Annotated in this window: 22 protein-coding genes and 1 tRNA gene; 12 read left to right on the plus strand and 11 right to left on the minus strand. The window is 45.9% G+C overall.

Annotated features, from left to right (window positions below):
• Window positions 1–4: 4 nt before the first annotated feature.
• On the plus strand, window positions 5–1525 hold the full coding sequence (locus MF542_RS16025; RefSeq protein ID WP_247021309.1) for an acyl-CoA carboxylase subunit beta: 1521 nt from the start codon (window positions 5–7) through the stop codon (window positions 1523–1525).
• A gap of 60 nt (window positions 1526–1585) precedes the next feature.
• On the opposite strand, the gene MF542_RS16030 is transcribed toward MF542_RS16025, so the two are convergent.
• From MF542_RS16030 to lptF, 5 genes are all read right to left on the minus strand, one after another.
• Window positions 1586–2185 (minus strand): hypothetical protein, encoded by a 600-nt coding sequence (locus MF542_RS16030; protein ID WP_247021311.1) that lies wholly within the window; start codon window positions 2183–2185, stop codon window positions 1586–1588.
• On the minus strand, window positions 2178–3314 hold the full coding sequence (locus tag MF542_RS16035; RefSeq protein WP_247021313.1) for a hypothetical protein: 1137 nt from the start codon (window positions 3312–3314) through the stop codon (window positions 2178–2180). The genes MF542_RS16030 and MF542_RS16035 overlap by 8 nt, the downstream gene beginning before the upstream one ends.
• A 65-nt stretch (window positions 3315–3379) precedes the next feature.
• The gene (locus MF542_RS17850) at window positions 3380–4903 is read right to left on the minus strand and encodes a lipopolysaccharide biosynthesis protein (protein WP_247021315.1); all 1524 of its coding nucleotides are present in this window, start codon (window positions 4901–4903) and stop codon (window positions 3380–3382) included.
• A gap of 6 nt (window positions 4904–4909) precedes the next feature.
• Window positions 4910–6064, minus strand: coding sequence for an LPS export ABC transporter permease LptG (gene lptG / locus MF542_RS16045; RefSeq protein ID WP_247021317.1), 1155 nt, complete (start codon window positions 6062–6064; stop codon window positions 4910–4912).
• On the minus strand, window positions 6064–7254 hold the full coding sequence (lptF, locus tag MF542_RS16050) for an LPS export ABC transporter permease LptF (RefSeq protein WP_247021319.1): 1191 nt from the start codon (window positions 7252–7254) through the stop codon (window positions 6064–6066). The genes lptG and lptF overlap by 1 nt, the downstream gene beginning before the upstream one ends.
• Before the next feature lie 175 nt (window positions 7255–7429).
• Between lptF and MF542_RS16055 the strand changes: the two genes are divergently transcribed.
• From MF542_RS16055 to MF542_RS16065, 3 genes are all read left to right on the plus strand, one after another.
• A complete protein-coding gene (locus MF542_RS16055) occupies window positions 7430–7951 on the plus strand; it encodes a DUF2141 domain-containing protein (protein WP_247021321.1) in 522 nt (173 codons plus the stop codon).
• A 116-nt stretch (window positions 7952–8067) separates the two neighbouring features.
• On the plus strand, window positions 8068–9066 hold the full coding sequence (locus MF542_RS16060; RefSeq protein ID WP_247021323.1) for a diacylglycerol/lipid kinase family protein: 999 nt from the start codon (window positions 8068–8070) through the stop codon (window positions 9064–9066).
• A 10-nt stretch (window positions 9067–9076) separates the two neighbouring features.
• Window positions 9077–10009, plus strand: coding sequence for a hypothetical protein (locus MF542_RS16065; RefSeq protein ID WP_247021325.1), 933 nt, complete (start codon window positions 9077–9079; stop codon window positions 10007–10009).
• A gap of 56 nt (window positions 10010–10065) precedes the next feature.
• Here the strand turns inward: MF542_RS16065 and spt are convergent, their stop codons facing one another.
• From spt to MF542_RS16085, 4 genes are all read right to left on the minus strand, one after another.
• Window positions 10066–11268 carry a serine palmitoyltransferase gene (spt, locus tag MF542_RS16070; protein WP_247021327.1) on the minus strand — a complete coding sequence of 401 codons (1203 nt, stop codon included), beginning with the start codon at window positions 11266–11268 and terminating at the stop codon, window positions 10066–10068.
• A gap of 3 nt (window positions 11269–11271) precedes the next feature.
• Window positions 11272–11520 (minus strand): acyl carrier protein, encoded by a 249-nt coding sequence (locus MF542_RS16075; protein ID WP_247021329.1) that lies wholly within the window; start codon window positions 11518–11520, stop codon window positions 11272–11274.
• Between the two features lie 61 nt (window positions 11521–11581).
• Window positions 11582–12538 carry an NAD-dependent epimerase/dehydratase family protein gene (locus MF542_RS16080; RefSeq protein WP_247021331.1) on the minus strand — a complete coding sequence of 319 codons (957 nt, stop codon included), beginning with the start codon at window positions 12536–12538 and terminating at the stop codon, window positions 11582–11584.
• A gap of 5 nt (window positions 12539–12543) precedes the next feature.
• Window positions 12544–14295 (minus strand): fatty acyl-AMP ligase, encoded by a 1752-nt coding sequence (locus MF542_RS16085; protein ID WP_247021333.1) that lies wholly within the window; start codon window positions 14293–14295, stop codon window positions 12544–12546.
• Window positions 14296–14565: 270 nt separating this feature from the next.
• Between MF542_RS16085 and MF542_RS16090 the strand changes: the two genes are divergently transcribed.
• Together MF542_RS16090 and MF542_RS16095 are read left to right on the plus strand one after the other, a co-directional pair.
• Entirely contained in the window at window positions 14566–15762 is a 1197-nt protein-coding gene (locus tag MF542_RS16090) for an aminotransferase class V-fold PLP-dependent enzyme (protein WP_247021335.1), read from the plus strand.
• Between the two features lies 1 nt (window position 15763).
• Window positions 15764–16312 (plus strand): regulatory protein RecX, encoded by a 549-nt coding sequence (locus MF542_RS16095; protein ID WP_247021337.1) that lies wholly within the window; start codon window positions 15764–15766, stop codon window positions 16310–16312.
• Here the strand turns inward: MF542_RS16095 and MF542_RS17855 are convergent.
• Window positions 16293–17876: an NTP transferase domain-containing protein gene (locus tag MF542_RS17855; protein WP_247021339.1), complete on the minus strand. Its 1584-nt coding sequence runs from the start codon at window positions 17874–17876 to the stop codon at window positions 16293–16295. The two genes, MF542_RS16095 and MF542_RS17855, sit on opposite strands and share 20 nt — an antisense overlap.
• The gene (locus MF542_RS16105; RefSeq protein ID WP_281501742.1) at window positions 17866–18810 is read right to left on the minus strand and encodes an XdhC family protein; all 945 of its coding nucleotides are present in this window, start codon (window positions 18808–18810) and stop codon (window positions 17866–17868) included. The genes MF542_RS17855 and MF542_RS16105 overlap by 11 nt, the downstream gene beginning before the upstream one ends.
• 207 nt (window positions 18811–19017) lie before the next feature.
• Between MF542_RS16105 and nhaB the strand changes: the two genes are divergently transcribed.
• From nhaB to MF542_RS16140, 6 genes are all read left to right on the plus strand, one after another.
• Entirely contained in the window at window positions 19018–20601 is a 1584-nt protein-coding gene (gene nhaB / locus MF542_RS16110) for a sodium/proton antiporter NhaB (protein WP_247021343.1), read from the plus strand.
• 159 nt (window positions 20602–20760) lie between these two features.
• Entirely contained in the window at window positions 20761–21312 is a 552-nt protein-coding gene (locus MF542_RS17860; RefSeq protein WP_304665229.1) for a cold-shock protein, read from the plus strand.
• Between the two features lies 1 nt (window position 21313).
• Window positions 21314–21805: a DUF192 domain-containing protein gene (locus MF542_RS16125; RefSeq protein WP_247021345.1), complete on the plus strand. Its 492-nt coding sequence runs from the start codon at window positions 21314–21316 to the stop codon at window positions 21803–21805.
• Window positions 21805–22248, plus strand: coding sequence for a PaaI family thioesterase (locus MF542_RS16130; protein WP_247021347.1), 444 nt, complete (start codon window positions 21805–21807; stop codon window positions 22246–22248). Before MF542_RS16125 ends, MF542_RS16130 begins: the two co-directional genes overlap by 1 nt.
• 21 nt (window positions 22249–22269) lie before the next feature.
• Complete coding sequence (locus tag MF542_RS16135) at window positions 22270–22692, plus strand: hypothetical protein (protein WP_247021349.1); 423 nt, start codon at window positions 22270–22272, stop codon at window positions 22690–22692.
• 202 nt (window positions 22693–22894) lie between these two features.
• Window positions 22895–22971: transfer RNA gene (locus tag MF542_RS16140), tRNA-Pro, on the plus strand.
• Window positions 22972–22973: the final 2 nt, after the last annotated feature.

Here is a 22973-nt window from a genome sequence, read left to right on the forward strand (position 1 = left end):
TTCTATGGCGTGGGACAAAGAGCTGGCTGAAAAGCGAAAGCGCGAAGAATTAGCGGAAAAAATGGGCGGGGAAGAAAAAGTTGCTCGCCAGCATGCGCGCGGCAAGCTTGATGTGCGTGAACGCCTGCGCTTGATGGCAGATCCTGGTAGTTTTCGTGAAATTGGTAAGCTTGCAGGGAAGGGGCATTATGGTGCTGATGGTGATTTGGAAGATTTTACCCCTGCTAATTTCCTGTTTGGTAAAGCAAAAGTAGAAGGCAGGCACACGGTGTTGGCAGCCGATGACTTCACTGTGCGCGGGGGTGCGGCTGATGCTGCAATCTGGCGTAAGGCTATGCTGGCCGAGCAAATGGCGCACGAATGGAAGCTCCCGCTTATCAGATTGATTGACGGCACCGGTGGTGGTGGCTCTGTGAAAATGCTCGAAGATATGGGCCTTACGTATGTGCCGTATTTACCGGGTTGGGAACATGTGGTGAAAAACCTGGATACAGTGCCTGTGGTATCCTTGGCGCTGGGTTCTGTTGCAGGCCTTGGTGCTGCACGCGTTGTAGCTAGCCACTATAGTGTAATGGTGCGCGGCATGAGCCATATGTTTACCGCTGGTCCCGCGGTTGTAGCCGCCATTGGTGAAAATCACGATAAAGAAGCGCTTGGTGGTGCTGATATTCACGCTCGTAACGGCGCGGTGGATGATGTGGTTGAAAGCGAGAAAGATGCGTTCGTGGCAGCTCGCAAGTTCCTTTCTTATTTACCGCAAACAGCAGGCAGGCCTGCGCTGCGCGGTGATACATCAGATGGGGTAGAACGCCGTGATGAAGCACTCCTTGATGCGGTACCGGAAGACAGGCGCGCCGCATACAGTATGCGTAAAATCCTCGAAAGTGTATTTGACCGGGAAAGTGTGTTTGAAATTGGCAAAATGTGGGGGCAATCAGCCATCACAGCGCTTGCACGGCTGGATGGCTGGCCTGTTGCAGTCCTCGCTTCCAACCCATCTTTTATGGGCGGCAGTTGGTCAGCGGATGCTGCGCGCAAGATTGAACGTTTTGTAAAACTTGCCAACACTTTCGGCCTGCCTGTTGTGCATCTGGTGGATAACCCCGGCTTTATGATCGGCCTAGAGGCTGAGAAAGCGGCAACTATCCGCCACGGCGTTGATGCACTGAACGGTATTTATAACTCGAAAGTGCCTTGGGCGACGGTGATTATCAGAAAAGCATACGGCGTTGCAGGCGCAGCTATGAACAACCATACTGATTTTCAATATAGGTTCGCGTGGCCATCAGGTGATTGGGGTAGCTTGCCGCTCGAAGGTGGTATCGAAGTGGCTTATAAATCGGAGCTTGAGAAAGCAGAAGATCCAGCAGCGCATTTGGCAGCGATCAAAGAACGTCTTGATAAGGTACGCAGCCCGTTCAGAACTGCAGAAGCCTTTATGGTCGAGGATGTAATCGACCCGCGCGAGACAAGACCACTGTTATGTGAATTCGCCAATCTCGCACAGGAACGTATGTTTGAGTGATTTACGTAAAAGTGAGGCTAGTACAAAGAAGGTCATGTAAAAGCTTATTTTTAATTCCAATTATATTGATGCATTGTTAGATGGATTATTTTCAAGCCATTGAGCGACTATTTTAATAATGTGTTCTATGATTTGCTGTTTTGTTTTAGATTTTGATAAATGAGTGTAACAAATGGTTGGCAATCCATTGCAGCAATCTGAAATTTCGTGCGACCAAGCAAATAGAGTTTCTAATTCATAATTGTTAATTTTAAGTTGTTCTACAGACTGCACTTTTTCAAGTATAGGATAATAAAGTTCATATTGGATGTAATCTATTCCAACCTCAGGATCTATTTCTCTAGAGATGATCATTTCTAAAATTTTGCGAAGGAGAAAATCCGCAGCGGTTATTTTAGTGTATTTAGGTGCACCATGTTTACTTAAAAAATTACTGAATTTGGGCTTAATATCTGAATGGTCTTGGCCCATTAGGTCATATATTTCGGCTAATTCTTCCTCAAAGGAGCCGCTGTTTAAATAGTCGTTGGCGAATTGAACCATTTGATCTGACGTAACTTGATCAAGTTCAATTAAAGCTGAGAGCTCTTCATATGAAAAAACTCTGAGGTCATAGACCCCTCCATAACCTTTGAGATAAAATTCGGTTGGTTTATCCAATTTTCTTCTCATAAACCCGGTAGGTTTTGTAAACCTTACAGCCGATTTCAAGAAGAATGCTGTTCATGCCGTCGTTATCTTCCAGAATCCAGCCAAGTTCGCCAAAGTAAGCACCACGTTTTTCTACGTGCTGACGGCTGACATCAATCATCCACATGGACATTGCAGCCCCAAGTGGGCCTTTCTGGAACTTTTTGCGAACACCCATAAGCGGCACACGGCAGCGATCTTCCTTGCCGTTAAACATGCGGTATAGCAGTTTGAAAATACCTGTTGGCAGCAGGTTACCGTTCAAATCACGCAGTTTGTGGTTTACGTCTGGGATCGTAAGCATGAAAGCAACAGGTTCACCATCATATTCGCAAATATAGGTGCGGTATGCTTTTACCACGGGTTTTAGGTTTGCGGCTGCATGTTTTGCTTCAGCATCGGTAAATTTTACGTATCCCCAGTTCTCAGACCATGCTTCATTGAAAATGTCCATGATAATGGCGAGTTCATTTTCAAAATCTTTCATGTCGATCGGGCGCATGGTAACGCGCTTGTTTTTTTCTGCCATCTTCACGATGCGCATAGCGCGGTCTGGCATCGGATTACGAAGGTCGATAGAGTAGGCAAACATATCTTTAGCTTTTTCAAAGCTGTGATCTGTAAGCCAGCCATTATATTGAGGGCGACCGTGCGGCATCATAATGCAGGGCGGTGTATCAAAGCCTTCAACCAGTGTACCCACTTCTTCGTTAGCGGAGAATGACCACGGGCCTTGCATGCGTTCCATGCCTTTATCTTTGAGCCAAGCTTCAGCTGATTGAAGTACGGCGTTTGCAGCTTCTTCATCTGCCGCTTCAAAGAAACCAAAATGACCCAGGTTTGGGCCCCACTGCTTTTGAGCAAGTTCATCTATTTGAGCTGAGATACGGGCTACTGGTTTGCCATCACGTTCCGCAAGGAACAGGGCAACTTGAGCATGCTCATAATATGGGTTTTTATCTGCACGCAATACATCCATACGTTCAATGGTAAGCGGCTGAATCCAGTTTGGATCATCTTTATAAATTTCACGGGTCAGGTTGATGAATTTCTTCAGGTCAGCTTTTTCACTAATCTGTCTAACGGTAACACCTGCCACGATCTGATCCTTTAATTGAATAAACCTATGATGAAAGGGATAATGCGAGTTCACTAAAAAGCAAGTTAGCTTTTTGGTTTGGGGCGAATTTTTACAGCAAATTTGCCGAGAGCTTCTGCATCAGCATCGTTCAGGCCGTACCGGATAACCAGTAATACCGCTGTGATAAGAACAGCTGCGGAAGCTGTAATACCAATGGGAGGTGCCCAGCTGAAACTTGAGGGCACAAGGGCCATAATGCCACCAGCTAGCAGAGCTGATGTGAGAATAGGGCGAATAGCAGCACTTGTATATGGGAACAAGCCAAACAGTATTCTGGACTGGATTAACGATAGAATTGCTGTGATGTTAAGGCCGGAAGCTGCGGCGATTGCTGCACCCGTTACTTTATATTCTGGGATCAGCCAGAGACCAATTCCAAGCATGCCGAGAAGCCCGGCGATTGAGTTGACTGTTGGCAAAAGCTTATGACCAAGCATTTCAATAATCGCAGATGAGGGGCCTGTTGCCGCTTCAAATATACGGCCAGCTACAAGGATTGCGATTGCGGCTGTCGCTGCTGCAAATTCTGGCTGCATGGTTGCTAGAATATCATTACGAGCCAGAATAAGGGCAGCACCAAACGGGAGGGCGATCGAAACTGAAAGTCTGGTGGCATAGGCAAACATATCTTCAAGGGCTTGCCTGTCCCCGGTGCCTTCTTTTTCGGCGGCGAGTGGTGCTATTACATATTCGAAGGTAAGCCTGATCGCCTGTACAGCGCTGGCGACCTTTCGGGCTACTTGATAATACCCGCCTGCCGCAGCACCTGCCGCACCGGGTAATAAGAAATTGAGGTACATAACCGGGAATTCGGCAAACAGTCTTTTGATTAGGTTGGCCGGCATCAGGCTAAAACCGTAGGACCGCATTTCTTTGGCTAAGGGGCCGAACATGGGTGCTCTAAGAACAGCCCCCATGTCATAGTTTTTCGCAACGAGGCGTAAAGCCAGAACCGCCGCCAGAAAAACACTTACCAAATGCGCGAGAAACAGACCGTAAGTTAGAAGACCTGTCATGGCGAAAATAACAGCGGAAACCAGGCGAAGACCCTGTTCATAGAAAATACGAACCTTAATTTCAGGGCCAAAAGTACGGCGTGCACGAATGGCTGCTGTACCAATTTCTACCGTAGTCCAGAAAGGCAGAACCCAAACATAGATACGGATAACCGTTGTTAGTCTTTCGGCATCTGCTTCACCAGCATTGATGAAGTTTGTGAGAGATGGAGCCGCAATTGTTCCTGCAATTGCAAACAGGGAAGAAACCAGTAAGCCTAGCTTCAGGGCATGCCCCGCTACTATGTTCGCTTCATCTTTGTCTGCTTTAGGTACAAATCGCTGGAGTGTTGTTGTCATTGCAGCTTCTGAAATAGCTGTCATTACTTTCACGTAACTCCAGAGTACTGCAAATAGGCCAAATGTTACCGGGCCATAAAGCCAGGTAAAGGCAATAACAGAAGCCCCTTCAATAAGGGCACCCATCCGGCCTAGAAAGGCGAAACCAGCGCCTCCCGCTACGCGCTTTTTATGTTCAGGATCAGTTGACACAGGGTATTATTCCGCGGGGGTCGAGGGGCTTCTACGGCGTTTTGTTCCTTCTTCCGTATGGAATAGGACAGCGTACCCCACCAATAAAAATAGGAAAAATGGTGCCCAAGCCGCAAGGAACGGTGGAGCTACACCAAATTCACCCATCGCAAGCATAAAGTTGTCAGCCACGAAGAAGCTAAAACCAAGGGCCATACCAACGGTAAGGCGTATTGCAAGGCTACCAGCACGAGTTACACCAAAGGCAGCTACAGCCGCTAAAAGTGGCATTAAGAGGGTAGAGGCAGGGGCCGCAAACTTTTGCATAAAGCTCGCCATCATACGGTCAATCGGAATGCCTTCTTTGTTTAGTTTTGCCATGGAAGACCAAAGTTCAATAAAAGATACATGATCAGGATTTGCTGTAAGCGCCATGAAACGTTCAGGCCGAGTTTTGATAGGCCAATCTTTTACTGTATCTACAGTAAGTTCATGGCTGATGGCATCAAAGCGGCGTACTTCATGGAGTGACCATTTCCCTTTTTGGTAAAGAGCAAAATCTGCCTGTATCATTGCAGTGATCTTTTTATTCTGGTCGCGCTCGAAAACGGAAACCTTATCCATTACCGCACCATCTTTTACGGCGTTTACCGCTTCAACAAGGATAATGTTCTCATCTTCTTTAACCCAGACACGGCCCGTGAGGTTGCTGTTTGGGGGCAAATCAACAGCAAAGTCGTTGTCTTTCCAGTATTCAAGTCGCGCAGAACCGTCTACGACCACCGTTTCATTGAAGGTGAAATGGCCAATTGCTATTATGAAAGAAGCTAGGCCCATAGGTAATAGAATACGGTGTGCTGAAAGCCCACTTGCTTTCATGATAACCACTTCACTGTGCTGATTAAGGGTTGCCAGCGTAAGCAGTGTGCTGATTAGGGCTGCGAATGGCGCAAACTGACTAAGAAGTTGAGGTGTTCGCATACTAAGATAGCTTACAATAGAAACCCATGTGGCACCGTCAGCTGCCATTATATCATCTGACACTGCCAAAAGATCAAGGAACTGTAGAACAGCTGTAAGGCCAACAAGCACGCCAAAGAAGCGGCTTAGATGCATTTTAATCATGTAACGGGCGAGAGTGCGAGACGGCACCATAGTACGCCTGATTGTGCGCCATACCATTATTCGCTAACTCCCATGATCTTTTTACCGAGCCGTTTGATAGGCCTGCTGATAAATGCCCAGAATGCATCAATATAAGCTAAAGGCTCACCGCCTGCCTTGAAGGCTGAGATGCGGAAGAAGAAGAAACTGAGAAACGTAAATAAACCGAACAACAGCCATATAGTAGCGTAGGGTGATGCTCCGCCTTTCACAGCAGTTTCCATACCTTCCATAAACTCGTTGTAAACAATGAGAAGGGATAGTCCAATCACGATACCGGTACCACGGCCTGTTCGTTTATTGGTAATCCCCATAGGTACGGCAAGAAATGGGATTATAAAAAATGTAATGCTATGCATAAGACGCCAATGAAAATTACCATTGAAAGCGCGGCGTTCATCAAGCGACCATTCCTGATTATCTCGTTCCATAAACAATTCAGGTATGGTCATCTCAAGTTCTTCACCGCCGCGTTCACGGAAGGCTTCTCGGGAAGGGAGTTTGATCTTTAAATCTTGCCGTTCGAAGCTCAACACCCTTGGTTTGTTCTGGCTTTCGTTCAGATCCACTAAGCGACCATTATACAGACGTAAAAGAATTGTATTGTTATCTTCTGTCGCGAAAAAGCCGCCACTTTCAGCCGTTACAGCTATGCTCCCTCTGTCGTCTTTGCGTTCCATAAAGATACCGCGAAGCTCAGCACCTTGTTGGTGGCTTTCTTCAACGAGTAGGGTAATATCATCCCCAACTTCAATGAATTCACCCACACGGATACTGGCACCAAGGGCACCACTTCGGAGATCAAAAATCAGTTCTCGATATGTGTAGCGGCTGTGTGGTTGTACCCAGCCGACAAGAATAGTGTTAATGACGGCTAGCAAAAGGGCAAGCATCATCAAAGGACGCATTAAACGCGGTAAACCAGTGCCGGAAGAGATGATCGCGTCATATTCACTTGAAAGTGAAATCTTGCGGAATGCAATCGTAACACCGAGAAGAAGACCAACAGGTAGCGCAAGCCCCATATAGTGCGGAGTAAGGTTTGCGAGCATTTGGAATACAATATTGGCTGGGCCGCCCTGATTCACCACAAAGTCAAACAGGCTCAGCATTTTCTCAAGTATTAGTAAGAGCGCAGCTATGCCCAACGTGGAGATGAGAGGCATGGCAACTTGCTTTAATACATATCGGTCAATTCTATTAATCATATATGTGGCGCTACACTGGTTCTAGCTTAGTTTCAAGTGACAATTCATATACTTCCACACTATGAACATGGCAAAAGCTTGTTGTCTTACACTTTATTTCGGCGCATATGAGACATAATTCTGCCACCTTCCAGCGGGAAATGATAGGCATTAACAGAAGCGCGGAGTAACTGTAATGAAATTTGTACGTTCAGTTTTGATTTCTTCCCTAGTATTAGGCGGGCATTTCCTATCTGGAGGTGTTTATGCGCAAGACTTAGCTTTTTCTTGTGTTGCGGGAGATAGTGGTGCTGCGCTTCTGGTAAATGTAGAAAATATTCGCACGCAGGAAGGTAATCTGCGAGCGCAAATATATAGTTCTAATCCAGATGATTTCCTCGCTAAAGGGAAGAAGCTGGTGCGCCTGGATGTCCCCGTAATTGATGCTGGTGAACAGGCTATGTGTGTTCAATTACCTAGTGCCGGAAAATACGCACTTGTGGTGATGCATGATAAAAATGCTAACGGCAAAGCCGACTTTCTTTCCGAAGGTTTTGGGTTTTCAAATAATCCGAAACTGGGACTAGGTGCACCGGATGCTGAAGAAGTAATCATGGATATGCCTGCTGGTGTTACGGAAACTACTGTCAAATTGAAGTATATCTTAGGCGGTGACGACGAAAAGAAAGAGAAGCGCCGTAAGGCTAGGCGTCGTTAATATTGAAAAATTTAAACTGATTGCTTATATATGGCGCGTTGAAATAAAATTGTAACGCTGAGGTGAATGCCACCTTGGCTTTTTTGTGTGCTTAATTCCTGTTGGAGCGGGATAGAATGCAGTTAGATAAAACCAATATTCAAAGTGGTGCCACTGTTCCGCTTGTAGCGATTATTTCCAACCCTCTCAGCACAACAAATGCCAACGGAATGGGCGAAATTCGCAAGGTTATCAATGAAAGTGCTAATGTTGTTCATTTTGAATTGAATGGCATTGATACTATCGATGAGGCGTTGTCGCTATTCGCTAAAGCTAACCCAGCAATGATCATTGTCAACGGCGGCGATGGTACAATTGGTGCTGTGCTTTCTGCTATTCTTTATAAGAAGCATTTTTCGGTCGTTCCACCTATCGCATTTTTGCCAGGTGGGAAAACTAATATGACAGCGGCAGATTTGGGTTTTAAAGGAAAGCCTTCGAAGGTGCTTCGCAAGCTGCTGAAGATTGCTAGCGAAGGCAAGATTGCTGATGCGATAACAAGCCGACACCTGATTGAGCTAGATATGGGGGATGGCGAGTTACCAAAAGTTGGCACCTTCTTTGGTACTGCGGGAGTTGTTAAAGGGATTTTTTGGACACGGGAAAACGCATATTCCATGGGAGTTCCAAATTCCCTTGCACATGTTATGGCATTTATTAAACTTCTTGGATCTGCATTCGGAATTGGTAAACAGAAAGATCTTCTTGTTTCTGATCCGATGGAGATAATCGTACCAGGAAGTGCACGTATGGCAGGGCAGTATGCTGCTGTACTGGCGACAACGCTTGATAATCTAATTCTTGGGTTGAAGCCTTATGGCTCCGTTGGGGATGGCGGACTGAGGTTTTCGGCAATTGAACCGGGAGCAGGAAACTTGTTCCGGGCTTTTAGAGCGCTGATTACCGGTGGTTTTAAGAATAAGAGTATTGCGGGGACACACACACGTAATAGTAATGAAATTCGTTTTGAAGGAACGGATCCGGTTACACTAGACGGCGAAATTTATCAGCCAACCACTGGTGTTCCTGTAACATTACGTGGTGATAAAGCCCTTACTTTTATTTCTATTAAATAGCAGGGTATTCATGAACTCGAATGATAATGAGTTAATTGGCTTTATCAGGGCCGAATGGGATCGATCTGTGCCTGCAGAGGTAGAGGTGGCTGCCAAGGAGATTTCGGCTCGCTACGGGAACTGCGTGACTGGGGTTATTTTTTATGGTTCTTGTCTGCGTACGGGTGAAATAGAGGATAAAATCCTCGATTTCTATGTGATCGTAGATAGTTATAAGAACGCATATGAAAAGCGTTGGTTGGCGGCAGCCAATAAACTTATCCCTCCGAATGTATTTTATCACGAAACCGATGTTGATGGCATGATGGTGCGTGTGAAATATGCGGTGTTATCTATGGATGATCTGAAGTACAGGGTGTCAGCCGGATGTTTGAACGTTTCTGTTTGGGCACGTTTTTGCCAGCCGTGCCTTCTTTTAAATGCTCGTGATGATCTCGCATTTGCCGAAATCAATGAATATATCGCTACTGCGGTTAAAACCATGCTGGGTAACTTGCTTGACCTGAAACCGAGGACAGTTCAATCCCGTGAATTGTGGGTGGAAGCTTTTGAAGCTACCTATGCGGCGGAATTGCGCTCAGAGCGTGGCGGTAAGGGCCTGGAGATCTATCTTTTGGATCAAGAGCGGTACGACCGTCTTACGCCAATAGCTCTTGAGGCATTAGGTGTAAGTACTGAGGTTGCTCCTTTACAAAAACAACCTGAACGTCAGTTTAAACCTGCTTTTAAATGGATGATGCGCCGATGGAACGGTAAATGGGTAAGCTTTTTGCGGCTTGTGAAGGCTTCTATGACCTTTGACGGTGGTATTGATTATCTGGCTTGGAAAATCCGTCGTCACTCAGGGGTGGAGATTGAGATTAAAGACTGGATGAGGAAATGGCCCATTATTGCCGGGGCCTCTCTCTTCTGGAGCCTCAGGAAAAAGGGCGCATTTAAATAGTTATAAAAAAGGCGGTACCACTCTGGACCGCCTTTTTTATCTCATGGAATTACGGTCTATGCAGTTAGTTCAAGACCAACTTTCTCGGCGGTTGTTTTGAACCGTTTGATAATTTCATCAATCTGCTCACTTGTGTGTTGTGCGCACACGCTTACACGCATCAGGAACATACCTGCTGGTGTTGCAGGCGGTGCAGCCATGTTCACATAAACACCTTCAAGAAGTAGTTGCTCCCAGAATTTGGTGCCCATCATTGGGTCTGGAAGGTGTACAGCGATAATTGGGCTTTCAGCTTTTTCTGTACACATTTTGAAACCAGCAGTTTTCAGGCCGGTATGTAGCTGGCGTGCGTTTTCCCACAGGTGCGCGCGGCGGTTTCCACTGCGTTTGATAGCTTCAATAGAAGCTGTTGCAGAAGCAACCACACTAGGTGGCAGACTTGCTGTGAAAATATATGGACGGCTAACGAAACGCAGCACATCAAATTTAGGGTGGTTCGAAACGGCAAAGCCGCCAACAGTACCAACCGATTTAGAGAAAGTGCCAACGTAGAAATCAACCAGATGTTCTACACCAAGTTCCTCTGCAACACCTCGGCCGTTTTCACCAGAAAAGCCCATGGAATGTGCTTCATCAACCAGTGTCATACAGCCGTATTTCTTAGCAACTTCAAGCAGTTCCTTAACGGGTGCGGCATCACCAAGCATGGAATAAATGCCTTCTATCACTATAAGTTTGCCAGCGTCTTCAGGGAGCCGCTTCAAGCGGCGTTCCATGTTTTCAACATCGTTATGCTTGAAGCGTACAATAGTTGCATCGCTCATCTTACAGCCATCATAGATGGATGCATGGCTATCAGCATCGATGATAATGAAATCATCTTTACCGCCAAGAGCTGAGATCATGCCTAGGTTCGCCTGATATCCAGTTGAAAACACCATGCAGTGGTCCATGCCGTAGAAGTCAGCAATGGTTTGCTCAAGGGCTTTGTGACTACCATATGTACCGTTTAGAACGCGTGAGCCTGTTGTTCCTGTACCGAAATCATCAATTGCCTGCTTTGCAGCGGCAAGAGAGCTTTCGTTAAAGGTCATGCCCATATAGTTATTGGTGCCAGCAAGAATAGTGTGCCTGCCAGCAATAATCGCCTCAGTTTCTGAGATGATTTTATCCATTACTACTTTGAAAGGGTCAGCCTTTTCAAAAGGCAGGCTTTCACGGAGCGCAACCGTTGCGTCAAACTTATCAAGCAAATCCATAGATTAATTGCCTTCGCTTACAATCTTTTCAACTGCGTCTGCTACGTGTTCAATTGTTTCAAGATCAGGTAACAGGTTGAGTGGAAGAATAATATCGAATTCATCTTCAATATCAGCAACCAGATCCATCACGGTAAGGCTGTCTAGCTCAAGATCACCAGCGAATGTTACTTCAGGTGCAAGCTTTACGCCCTTCTTATTAAGAGGTGTAATAAGGGCATAGATAGTTTCAAGAGTTTCGGCTTTTGCCATGTTAACCGCCTATTTTAGTGGAATTTTTAAATTACCCCTGTTTATAGAGGGGAGTTGCCAATCATAAAAGCCCGTTTTTTCGATACCAGTCGATTGTATCCTCTAATCCGGCTTTAAGGCTAAATTTTGGCGACCAATTTGCAAGTTTAGGACGTCTACCTTCTCTTACCACCCAGTCAGGATGGCAAAGATATCGGGCTGTAGAGAGTGTAAGCATTGCTGGCTTCTTAACAAGGCTAGCAAAAATGCCATTCACGGCTCCAATCGACCCTAAAACCCAAAATGGAAGCGGGATGATTTTTGTTTTCTTGTTGGAATTGCTTGGCACAGCTTCCGCAATTTCTGAAATCTGATACCCGCCTGTTTTACCATCGTCAATTTCAACAATAGAGGCACTATGGCTTTTATCGCACATCGCGGTAATTGCTTCAGCAAGATCACGTGCATGGATCATTGAAACGCGATTCTTACTGCTACCTGGGGCAGGGAGTACACCGAGTTTAGTTGCTTTAAGAAGTTTCAGGATTTCCTTGTCACCAGGACCGTAAATAGCTGGTGGACGTACTATCGTCCAGCTGAACGGCCACTTGCGTGCTGTCAGCAGCATTTCTGTTCCCGCTTTGCTGGCGCCATAATGGGAAAGCCTTGGTTCCCGAGCCGCAAGGCTTGAGACGTGAATAACATGATCAATACCTGTTTTTGCTGCGGCTTCAAAAACAAGCTTGCTGCCTTTTACATTCACATCGAAAAAGATATCTCGATTAAGCGCTTTGGTAAGACCTGCAACATGAATGAGTGTATCCGCGCCTTCACAAAGTTTCTCTAGGCTTTCAGTATCCGACATAGACCCTTCAACCCAAATAATACCTTCCCGCTCCGGCTGTGAGCGGCGGGTTAGGGCACGGATATTATGTCCAGCGTTTAAAAGGCAATCAATAACATGGCCGCCTAAAAAACCAGTGCCGCCGGTTAGAGCAATTGTCTTACCAGCGGCAGTATTTGTGATCTGATCTGTCATATTGGTTAGCTAGCTAGTGCTTGCAAGTTTCCTGAAAGATAAGCGTTTCGGGCTTTGGTTCGGCTCAATTTACCAGACGAGGTGCGCGGTAGAGCTCGTGGTGATACCAGTTCAATCAAGCTAGTAACGCCGGTTGACGCCTGAATTTGCTTACGAATATCTTCGATTAGCTTCGTGCGCTCAGCTACATCGGAAATACGGCATTGCACTAAAACCATCGGTACTTCTTCGGCATTTTCACCAGGGACGGAAATTGCTGCAACATCACCAGTTTTAATACCGTTAATTTGCTCAGCAGCCCACTCGATATCCTGTGGCCAGTGGTTTTTACCATTCACAATGATCATATCTTTGGCGCGGCCAACTATATAGATGTCACCGTCTTTCATATAACCCATATCGCCTGTGTCGAGCCAGCCTTCAGGGCTAAGTACGGCACGGGTCGTTTCAGGGTCATTGAAATACTCACGCATTACAGAAATACCGCGAAGGAACACACGTCCTACATGGTTTTCTGGAAGAACGTTGTCGTCTTCGTTGCGGATTTCAATATCATATTCCGGTAGAGGTGTACCGCAGTTAACAACCTTACGCATGCGTGGGTTATCTTCGCTGCCGTTTACAAGTAGGTGGCGATCTCCGGTTAGTGAAGCTTCTTCAACGAGATCAACTTCGATACCAACGCCAACTTTACCAAAACTCACGCCGAGCGTACATTCTGCCAGGCCGTAACTTGGCAGGAAGGCTTTTTCAGAAAAACCGATTTCGCCAAATGTGTCATGGAAACGTTTTAATACGTCAGGGCGGATCATCTCTGCACCGATGCCGGCAACACGAACGCTTGAAAGATCAAGGCCTTCCATTGCGCTTGAACGCATTGCAGCGCGGCGTGCACAAATGTCAAAACCGAAAGTAGGGCTGTATGTAAGCGTGCCCTTATTTTGGCTGATAACACGAAGCCAGCTAAGCGGGCGGCGTGCAAATTCTTCTGTTGGGATAAAGTCCACCGATACCTGACAAGTAATTGTTGTCAGTAGTGTACCTACAAGTCCCATGTCATGATAAAACGGAAGCCATGATACACAGCGATCTTCATCGATTAACTTAACACCGTGAAAACCCATGCCGTGAGTGTTCGCCAGCAAAGATTGGTGTGTAACCGATACGCCGTGCGGGAAACGTGTGCTGCCCGATGAATATTGAAGGTAGGCTAAATCTTCTTTAACCGGGAGGCGAAGTTCACCATCGCCTTCAACTGCGAGATAATCATCCATAGCGCCAGAGAAGATCATGTCCATGCCTTCTGTCGCCTCAGCGATCATTTCACCCATGAATTCCGGCGCCATAATACCGTTTGCTTCACAGCTTTCCATTTGCATGCGTAGCTGCGACACATAGCCCACTTTACCACCGAACGAAGTTGGTAGAGGTAGAGGGACAGGAAGAACGCTGGCGTACTGGCAACCCATAAAGAAGGCGACAAAGTTTGCACTCGTTTCGGCAATAAGTGCGATACGGTCACCTTTTTCAAAACCAAGTTTGGTCAATTTACGACCTATGGTTTCGGCACGGTTACGTAGTTCAGTCCAAGTTACAGATTGGATCAAATCCCCTCTGGCATTGAAGAAATTTGCGCCTCTTTTACCTTGGGCAGCATACTCCATTGCTTCAACAAGAGTATCAAAATCCGAATAGCGCCTTGGTAGGCTTGGATCAAGAGTAGGTGTCACTACAGTCATTGCGTCGGCTTCAACCATATTATTATCCCGCCAAGTACTTTAGCCGGAGCTTACTAAAACAACAACCCATAGCCCGCAATGGGCAACGGGCTATATCAATTACTTATCCTCTAAGCGAAGAGTAAGGCTAAATTTTGCTTGCTTCAACCCTATTTAACTTGTTCATTCACAAGCTATGTTACGCTTATTAATTAAGGTGGAATTACATTTTGTGGCCCAAGTACGCAAGCAAATTCTGCCTTAACAAGCGTCAATTCGAATGCATTATTTAAAAAATAAGGCTAAAAAATGACGGATTTTTTGTCCAACTTTAGTTCACTAGAGCTAGAAAAAATGCGGGAAATAACACCGGGGGCTGCAAAACGGCTGCATTTAGACAATTGCGGGGCTGCTTTGATGCCTGAACCTGTGATTAATGCGATCCAGTCGCATCTTGACCAAGAAGTCAGAATGGGTGGATATGTTGCGCAAGAGCAACAGTCGGCGGTGATTGATGGTGTATATAATTCGCTGTCTCGGTTGATTGGTGGTTCTGTTCAGGATTTCGCTATTACGGGTAGTGCGGTTGATGCATGGACAAAGGCTTTTTACAGTGTACCCATGAAGGAGGGTGATAATATTATTACCGCCTATAACGAGTACTGTAGTAACTATGTGGCTTACCTCCACCGTGCCAAGCGGCGTGGTATTGAGGTTCGAGTGGCTTATCCAAAATCTGATGGGCAGTTAGACCTTAATCAATTGGAAAGTCTGATTGATGATAAAACCAAATTAATTAGCGTGACACATGTTCCGTCCTCCAGCGGCCAGATACTTCCTGTTGAAGAGATTGGAAAAATCGCTAAAGCGAAAGACATTCTATATCTTGTTGATACTTGCCAATCTGTTGGGCAGTTGCCGGTGAAAGTGGAAAGTGTTGGCTGCGACATGGCTACCGGCACAGCACGCAAGTTCCTTCGCGGGCCTAGGGGAATGGGCTTCCTTTATATGAATGAGAAAGCCCGCAATAGAATCGAACCTGTTGTTGCCACAAATAAATCTGCCGCCTGGATTGGTGATCAGGAAATAGAGTTCCGTAGCGATACAGCTCTCTTTGAGGCGTGGGAGCGAAACATTGGGAACCAGATCGCTTTCGGAGCAGCTATTGATTACTTGTTAGAACTGGGGCTGGAAAAAGCCACGGAGGAAATTCAACATAGGGCGGCCTATTTGCGTCAAAACCTTTATAATATAAAGGGGGTTATTCCCACATGTCAGGAAGATGCTACAGCGGCCATTATCACCTTCAATAAGGAAGGGCATGATGCCACGACTGTAAAAGCGAAATTCCACGATGAAGGTGTTGGTGTGCAAGTATCAACCATTGAGCATACAAGGCTTGATCTTGGAGCGAGGGGGATTAACACTACAATCCGGGTTTCTCCGCATTATTATAATAGTAAAGAAGAACTAGATCGTTTCCTGAATATGATTGAGGCACTTTAAAGTGGCGAAACCCAAAAAGATATCTGAAGGTTATCTGGAACGAGCAGCGCTTCATTATTTGGGGCGCTTCTCAAGTACAGAGGCAAATCTCCGAGCTGTACTGGAACGGAAAGTTCGTCGACGTCTTGAAGAAGGACAGGAGGTTTCTTCTGAGCATAGGGGATGGATAGCCGATGTTGCACAAAAATGTGTGAAATACGGTTATGTGGATGATGCTCTTTATGCAAAAAGCAGATACGAAAGTTTGCTTAGAAAAGGGAAGCCACTTCGTGTGATTTCGCAAGATCTTCGCTATAAGGGTGTTCCGCAAGATATCATTCAGGAATTGTTTGCGGCAATTCAGGGTGAACCGGAGGTAGATATTGATCTTTCAGCTGCTGCAGCTTACGCGAAACGCCGGCGATTTGGGCCTTTCAGGCGCGCTGATCGATACTCTGAAGAAAAGGTCGAAAAGGAAAAGGCTGCTATGATGCGGGCGGGATTTCCTTTTCAAATGGTTCAGCGTATTCTCGATGCCACGGAAGAAGAAATTATTCAGCTACTGCCGTAATACCAAACTGAGTCAAGGCTTCAGGTGTATCAAGATCAATCAGGATACCGGGATCAGAAACGTCTACTTCGCATACAAGGCTTTCATGCCGCTGGAAAACGGTTCTCCCGCCTTTGTCGCCACTGATTTTGCTAAGTTCTTCAAACATTGAGGAGCGCCAGAGCACAGGGTTGCCGCGTTTGCCATTAAATGTGGGAATGAAAATTTCTGCTTCAGGTGTTCGTTCTGCAGCTTGAAGAAGCTTGTTGTAGGTGGCTGGCGTAACGAAAGGCATATCCCCAAGGACAATAAAGGTTAACGATGTGCCAGCTGGTAAAGCTGAGATGCCTTTGCGGATGCTGGAAGCCATGCCACTTTCAAACTCAGCATTAAAGAGGGCTTCTATATTTTGGCCTTCAATAACAGGCGTTGTTTCCTGTGTGCGAAAGCCAGTAACAGCGTATCTTTTAATGTTATTAAGGGCCGCTGTTTGCTTGAGGGTGTGCTCTAGCACTGGTTTGTTATTCATTTGCGCGAGTAGCTTGTGGATTGATGCCGCTCTGCTGGATTTACCCGCTGCTAATGTGATGGCGGCAATCACTGTTGTTTCACTTTTGCTGGTACGTGGTTCCGGCCGTGAATGGATTTCTTTTAAAAGCCCACCAATGCCTTGAGCGCTTAACATGCTGGTATCAAGCGGAAGACCTGCCGCGAAACGTTCTAAAACAAAGTCAAAACCATTAAGTGCCGGGGATTTGGCACACCCTGGAATTCCAATAATCGGTGTGTCTCCGATTTTTGCGAGCATAAGCAGATTGCCAGGGTCTACGGGCATACCAATCTGTATAATTTCACCGCCTGCATCAATCACTGCAGCGGGAAGAACGTCTCGTATGTCGGCAATTGCAGAAATACCAAGTAGCAAAATAAGATCATTTTTATCCGCTGCTTTTTGAATAGCTTCTGAAATTGATTTTATGGAGTGGTCCACTGACACTGTGCCCGAAAGTGTGCCCTTTGTTTCCTGTATGCGATTTCGAATAACAGCTTGATTTTTCTTTGTAAATCGATTGTCGGAGCAAATAAGTGTTGTTTTGTAGTTGTCAAATGGGGTGACCGAAAGTGTGCCCTTAACTGCGTCCTCTATTTTTAGGTCGGCTTCACTCACTGCATAGGGGATAGTTTTTACTGTAGCAATTAGTTGACCTTGTTTAACTCTGCTAAGTGTAGGCAGCGTCGCTACGCCAAAATCTTTATTCACTGTATTCAAGGCTTCAATGGTTTGGCCAACCTGCAAAAGTCCATCCGATTCAGCAAAAATATTGGCACGACCTTTAGTTGGTCTTTCAGTGTAAGTATGCTTGCCTGAAATGGCAGCTGCGACGGTTCTGGCAGCTTCATCTTCTTTAATATCGCCAGCCTCAAACTGGTAAGCCCATAAGCTACTAATACCCGCTGATATGATGATATCTAATGTGTTTTGATCTATTAGGTGGCCTTTGGGTATGCGCTTTTCACCAACTTTCAGGCTATGAGCTAAATGCCAACCAAGGGCTTTTTTTGTAGCAATGTCTTTAAACTGCACTGTTTGTCCTTAATGTGTCAGTTACTTCAGCCATGATGGAGACAGCAATTTCAGCAGGGTTTGCTGCTCCGATATTAAGCCCTATGGGGCCATTAATCCGCGCAAGTGCATGAGGGGAAAATCCAAAGCCTTTGATGCGGTCCAAGCGTGATGCATGGGTTTTCTTACTACCAAGTGCACCAATGTAAAAAGCCTTGCTGATAAGAGCGGGGCGGAGAATGGCATCATCAATCTTTGGATCATGGGTTAAGGTGACAATTGCTGTTGCTTGGTCAATTGGACTAGCTTTTACATATTCATCAGGCCAGTCGTTGATGATTGTAGCGCCGCTGAAGTTTCTGTTTTCAGTAAAGGATGCCCGCGGATCAATGATTATCACTTCATAATCGCAGGCAATAGCAATTGGGGCTAAATGCTGGGCTATATGAACTGCGCCAATGATAAGCATTCTGTTGCGAGGGGCTATCAATAATTTTGTGTTGTTATCAGCATCAATAAGTATCTGACCTTCAGAGTTTGAAGGAGGCAACGCCTGGTGCGCATTACCTTTTTTATCAAGAATGAGCTCAATAACCGTGCGTGTCTCTATGGCTCGAAGGGAAGCTTCTACAATGGGTAAATTATCAGAGGATATCTTAAAAAGTTGGATTTCAATTTCGCCGCCACATGCGAGTCCTACTTCCCAGGCCTCGTCATTTGAAACAGCGTACGTAAGTTTTTTATGGTTAGCCCTGTCAAGTGTCAGGGCCTCTGAAATCACTGAGCCTTCAACACAGCCCCCGGAAACAGACCCTTCAAAATGCCCTTCCGGATGGATAATCATTAATGATCCCTTCCGCCTTGGTGCTGATCCCCAGGTTTTTGTTACAACCGCTAAGCATATAAAATCACTGGTTTTAAGCCATTCGTTGGCTATCTTAAGTGTATGGAACATGGGCTCTTTCACTCATTAGGGTAGGCTGCGGTTAATATATTGTTTGTAAAAGCAACATACAATATGTGGTGTTTTATTATTGCTGAAATGCTTAGGGCATCAAAAAACTATAATACCAGTTTACCTTGATTTGCCGCTCCCCGACATTTACAAGCATCAATCAGCAGATTGTTCATTTCTGGGCAGAATAGTTAAGAGGGAAAAAATATGTCGCTTTTCGCGAACCCTGCAGGAAGGAATTTCCTTGGAAATTCCGCTGAATGGTACAAAATGGCCATTCTTGGCTTTTTGGTACTAAACCCAATTCTATATTATACAGCTGGTGCATATGTAGCGGGCTGGGCTCTTGTTCTTGAGTTCATTTTCACGCTTGCAATGGCACTGAAATGTTACCCACTTCAGCCTGGCGGCCTTCTTGCGATTGAAGCTGTAGCGCTTGGCATGACCTCGCCAGGTACAGTTGTACATGAAATTGAAAGCAATCTAGAAGTAATTATGCTGCTGGTATTTATGGTGGCAGGTATCTACTTCCTGAAAAACATGCTTCTGTTTGTATTCACAAAAATCCTCGTGAATGTGCGTAACAAAGTCATTCTTTCGATGATTTTCTCTTTTATGGCCGCTATCCTCTCAGCATTCCTTGATGCGCTTACAGTAACAGCAGTAGTGATCTCCATTTCTGTTGGTTTCTATTCTATCTACCATAAAGTGGCATCTGGTAAGGACTTTGGTCATGATCATAACCACTCAGATGATGGCCAGCTTGATAAGTTGAACGAGAATGAGCTTGAACAGTTCCGTGCTTTCCTTCGCAGTCTTATGATGCATGCGGCTGTTGGTACAGCACTCGGTGGTGTGATGACATTGGTGGGTGAGCCGCAGAACATTCTAATCGGTGCGCGCGCTGGTTGGGCATTTGATGAGTTCTTCTTCCGTATGGTGCCTGTAACACTTCCTGTATTCTTCGCTGGCCTTGCAACATGTGTGGTTCTTGAGTTGACAGGTAAGTTCGGTTACGGCGCAAAGATCCCTGAAAAAGTACTGAATATTATTGTTGATTACGATAACTACGAGGGTGAGCGCCGCACAAAGCGCGATAAAGCAGCTCTTTTGGTTCAGGGTATCGTAGCGTTGTGGCTTGTAGTAGCTCTTATTATCCACATCAGCCCGGGTCTTGTTGGTCTTTCTGTGATCGTGCTTGCATCTGCCCTTACCGGTATTACGGAAGAGCACCAGATTGGTCACGCGTTTGAAGAAGCGTTGCCGTTTACAGCACTGCTTGTTGTATTCTTCTCTATCGTTGGTGTGATCAGTGATAACCAGCTGTTTGCGCCGGTTACAGAATTCGTATTGAGCCTGCCAACAGCTTCTGAACAGATTACCGCGCTCTTTATTGCTAACGGTGTCTTGTCGGCTATCTCGGATAACGTGTTTGTTGCAACGGTTTATGTAACTGAAACAACAAAAGCTCTTGCTGATGGTGTTATTGATCGTGATACGTTTGATTTGATGGCTGTGGCTATTAACACAGGCACGAACATTCCATCTGTTGCAACACCTAATGGTCAGGCTGCGTTCCTGTTCTTGCTAACTTCAGCTCTCGCGCCACTTATTCGTCTGAGCTATATGAAGATGGTTATCATGGCACTGCCATACACCATTGTTATGTCAATCGTAGGTTACATTGCCGTTGCGAATTTCCTTCAGCCAATGACCCAAGACCTCTATGATGCGCATCTGATTGAGCATCATTCCGCTACGGTAGACACAACTTCTAAAGGTGGTCACTGATAAAATCCAAATTCAATCAATAGGTTGATTACACGCGCCCGTGACGAAATTTGTTGCGGGCGTTTTCTTTTGGCAGTAGCATACTTCTGTTAACCTGTTGTTAAGTATGTAACGGCAGGTGGCAAGTAACGACTGATATTCCTTAAAGGGGGGAATGGTATGGACGGCCGTAATGACGTGTGTCCAGAGGAACGGCCCGAAGAACTTGGCCAGAAGGTTACTGGTAAAGTTAAATGGTTCGATGCTGTAAAAGGGTACGGATTTATTGTAGCAGATGATGATGACGGTGATGTTCTGCTGCATTTTTCAGTTCTACGGGAAGTGGGACGGAGATCGGTTCCTGAGGGTACAACAGTAGTTTGTAATGCTGTAGCAAGAGATAGAGGCCGACAGGCGGTGTTGGTGCATTCTCTTGATTTATCTACTGCAGTTTCGCCAGAAGATTTGGGAAGGTCTTCTTTTTCACACCCAGGTATGGATGTTGATGTATCTGAGGATTTCGAAGACGTGGAAGTGAAATGGTTCAATAGAACCAAAGGATATGGTTTTGTATCTCGTGGTGAGGGTACACAAGATATCTTTGTTCACATAGAAACGCTTCGTAGAGCTGGTTTAACTGATCTCGAGCCAACACAGCCTGTAAGGGTTCGTATTGGTACAGGAGAACGCGGGCCGCTGGTTGCCCAAATAGCACTTCCGGGTGATGCATAAATTGAAACTAACACAGATAGCACGCAGGCTTATGGCCTGTGTGCTTTTGTTTTTGGCCGGTAGTGTTGCGCCCGCCAATGCTCAAGAAAAGCTTACCACGCCGCTTATCATTGAACGTGCTGATGGTTCCGTACACGAATTTCATGTTGAATTAGCGCTTTCAAACGCACAGCGGCAACAAGGTCTGATGAATAGGGAACATCTGGAGCCAGATGCCGGAATGCTCTTTATTTTTCCAAATGAAGATTACAGAAGTTTCTGGATGCGGAATACGCTGATCCCGCTTGATATTATCTTCATGAAGAAAACCGGTGAGATTTTGAATATTCGGGCTAACGCTAAACCGCTTGATGAAGGGCCACGCTACAGCTCTGAAGGTAAAGCCAAGGCTGTGCTTGAAATTCCTGGTGGTCGTGCGGAAGAATTGAATATCAAGCCAGGCGATGTTGTTCGTCATGCTTTCCTTGGTAACGCAAAAACATCCAAGAACTAATGAAAAGCCGCATTGCAACAGATGAAATGATTGCTGCGGCTAACCCACCTGAGGGTTATAGGCCTATTGTATCCAATTCCAATTTTGCCTGGGAAAATGGGCCCCTGTTTGAAAAACGTGTAGATGATATTTGGTCGCGCGGGTTTCGTGTTGCTGAGCGCCACATAAATGCTGGTGGAATGTGTCATGGCGGTATGCTGATGACATTTGCCGATATTATGCTCGCTACTGCAGTTATGGAGGTAACAGATCCACCGTTTGTTACTGTGCGTTTAACGACTGATTTTTTAGGTCCGGCAAAGCTTGGTGACTGGGTGGAAGGAGCCGCAACTGCGCATTCTGCTGGTGATGGTCTTTTTTCTGTTGCAGGTTCCATCTGGGTAGGGGATAAGCTGGTGGCAGATGCTAGTGCGCTCTTTAAGGCGTTTCAGCGAAAATCTTGAATTTCTATAAAAGGAAGTATCATGAGCGATAAGCCCCTTTACCAAGGGTTTCTTGGCGAGTGGATTTTGGACCCGGACAGCTGCGAATATGAGCAGGGTGAGCCACCAGTAACTGGTTATTACGCTATCCACCAGAATGGGGAAGAGCTTGAGTTTAAAATGGCCTGGGTTGATACCGAAGGCGAGCAACACGCACATAGCTTCCGCTGTAAACCAGATGGGCACCAATATAAGTTCGCGGGTGGTGATCTGGCGGATGCTATTTCAGTAACAGCGACTTCAGAGAATACACTGGATTCATCAGCTTTTTACCGTGATCAGGAACGCATGATGGCTTACCGGACTTTAGTGAATGGTGGAACAGAGATGGAAGTAGTGCAGAAGGTAAACTTGCCGGGTGGCGGGGCGCCTTCCAACTTTGCGCGCTATGTACGAAAGCATTAGAGAATTACGACTCATTTGTTACAATATGGGTGAAAACGGATGGGGAGCAGAATCACTCTGTTCCCTGTTTTTGTATAAGGTTTCAATGACACGCTTTCAAAGCCTTGGAAACCATGGGGTTGCGGGCTGCACTCGGTTTTTTCATAATTTTTGAATTTTTCCCTTGCATCAGAACGGCTATAACCCTAGATACACCGAGCGCCGGGGAGTGGCGCAGCCTGGTAGCGCACCTGTTTTGGGTACAGGGGGTCGCTGGTTCGAATCCAGTCTCCCCGACCACT

Origin of the sequence: Kordiimonas laminariae (assembly GCF_023008165.1) — a bacterium.
In the GTDB taxonomy this organism is placed as follows: Bacteria; Pseudomonadota; Alphaproteobacteria; order Sphingomonadales; family Kordiimonadaceae; genus Kordiimonas; species Kordiimonas laminariae.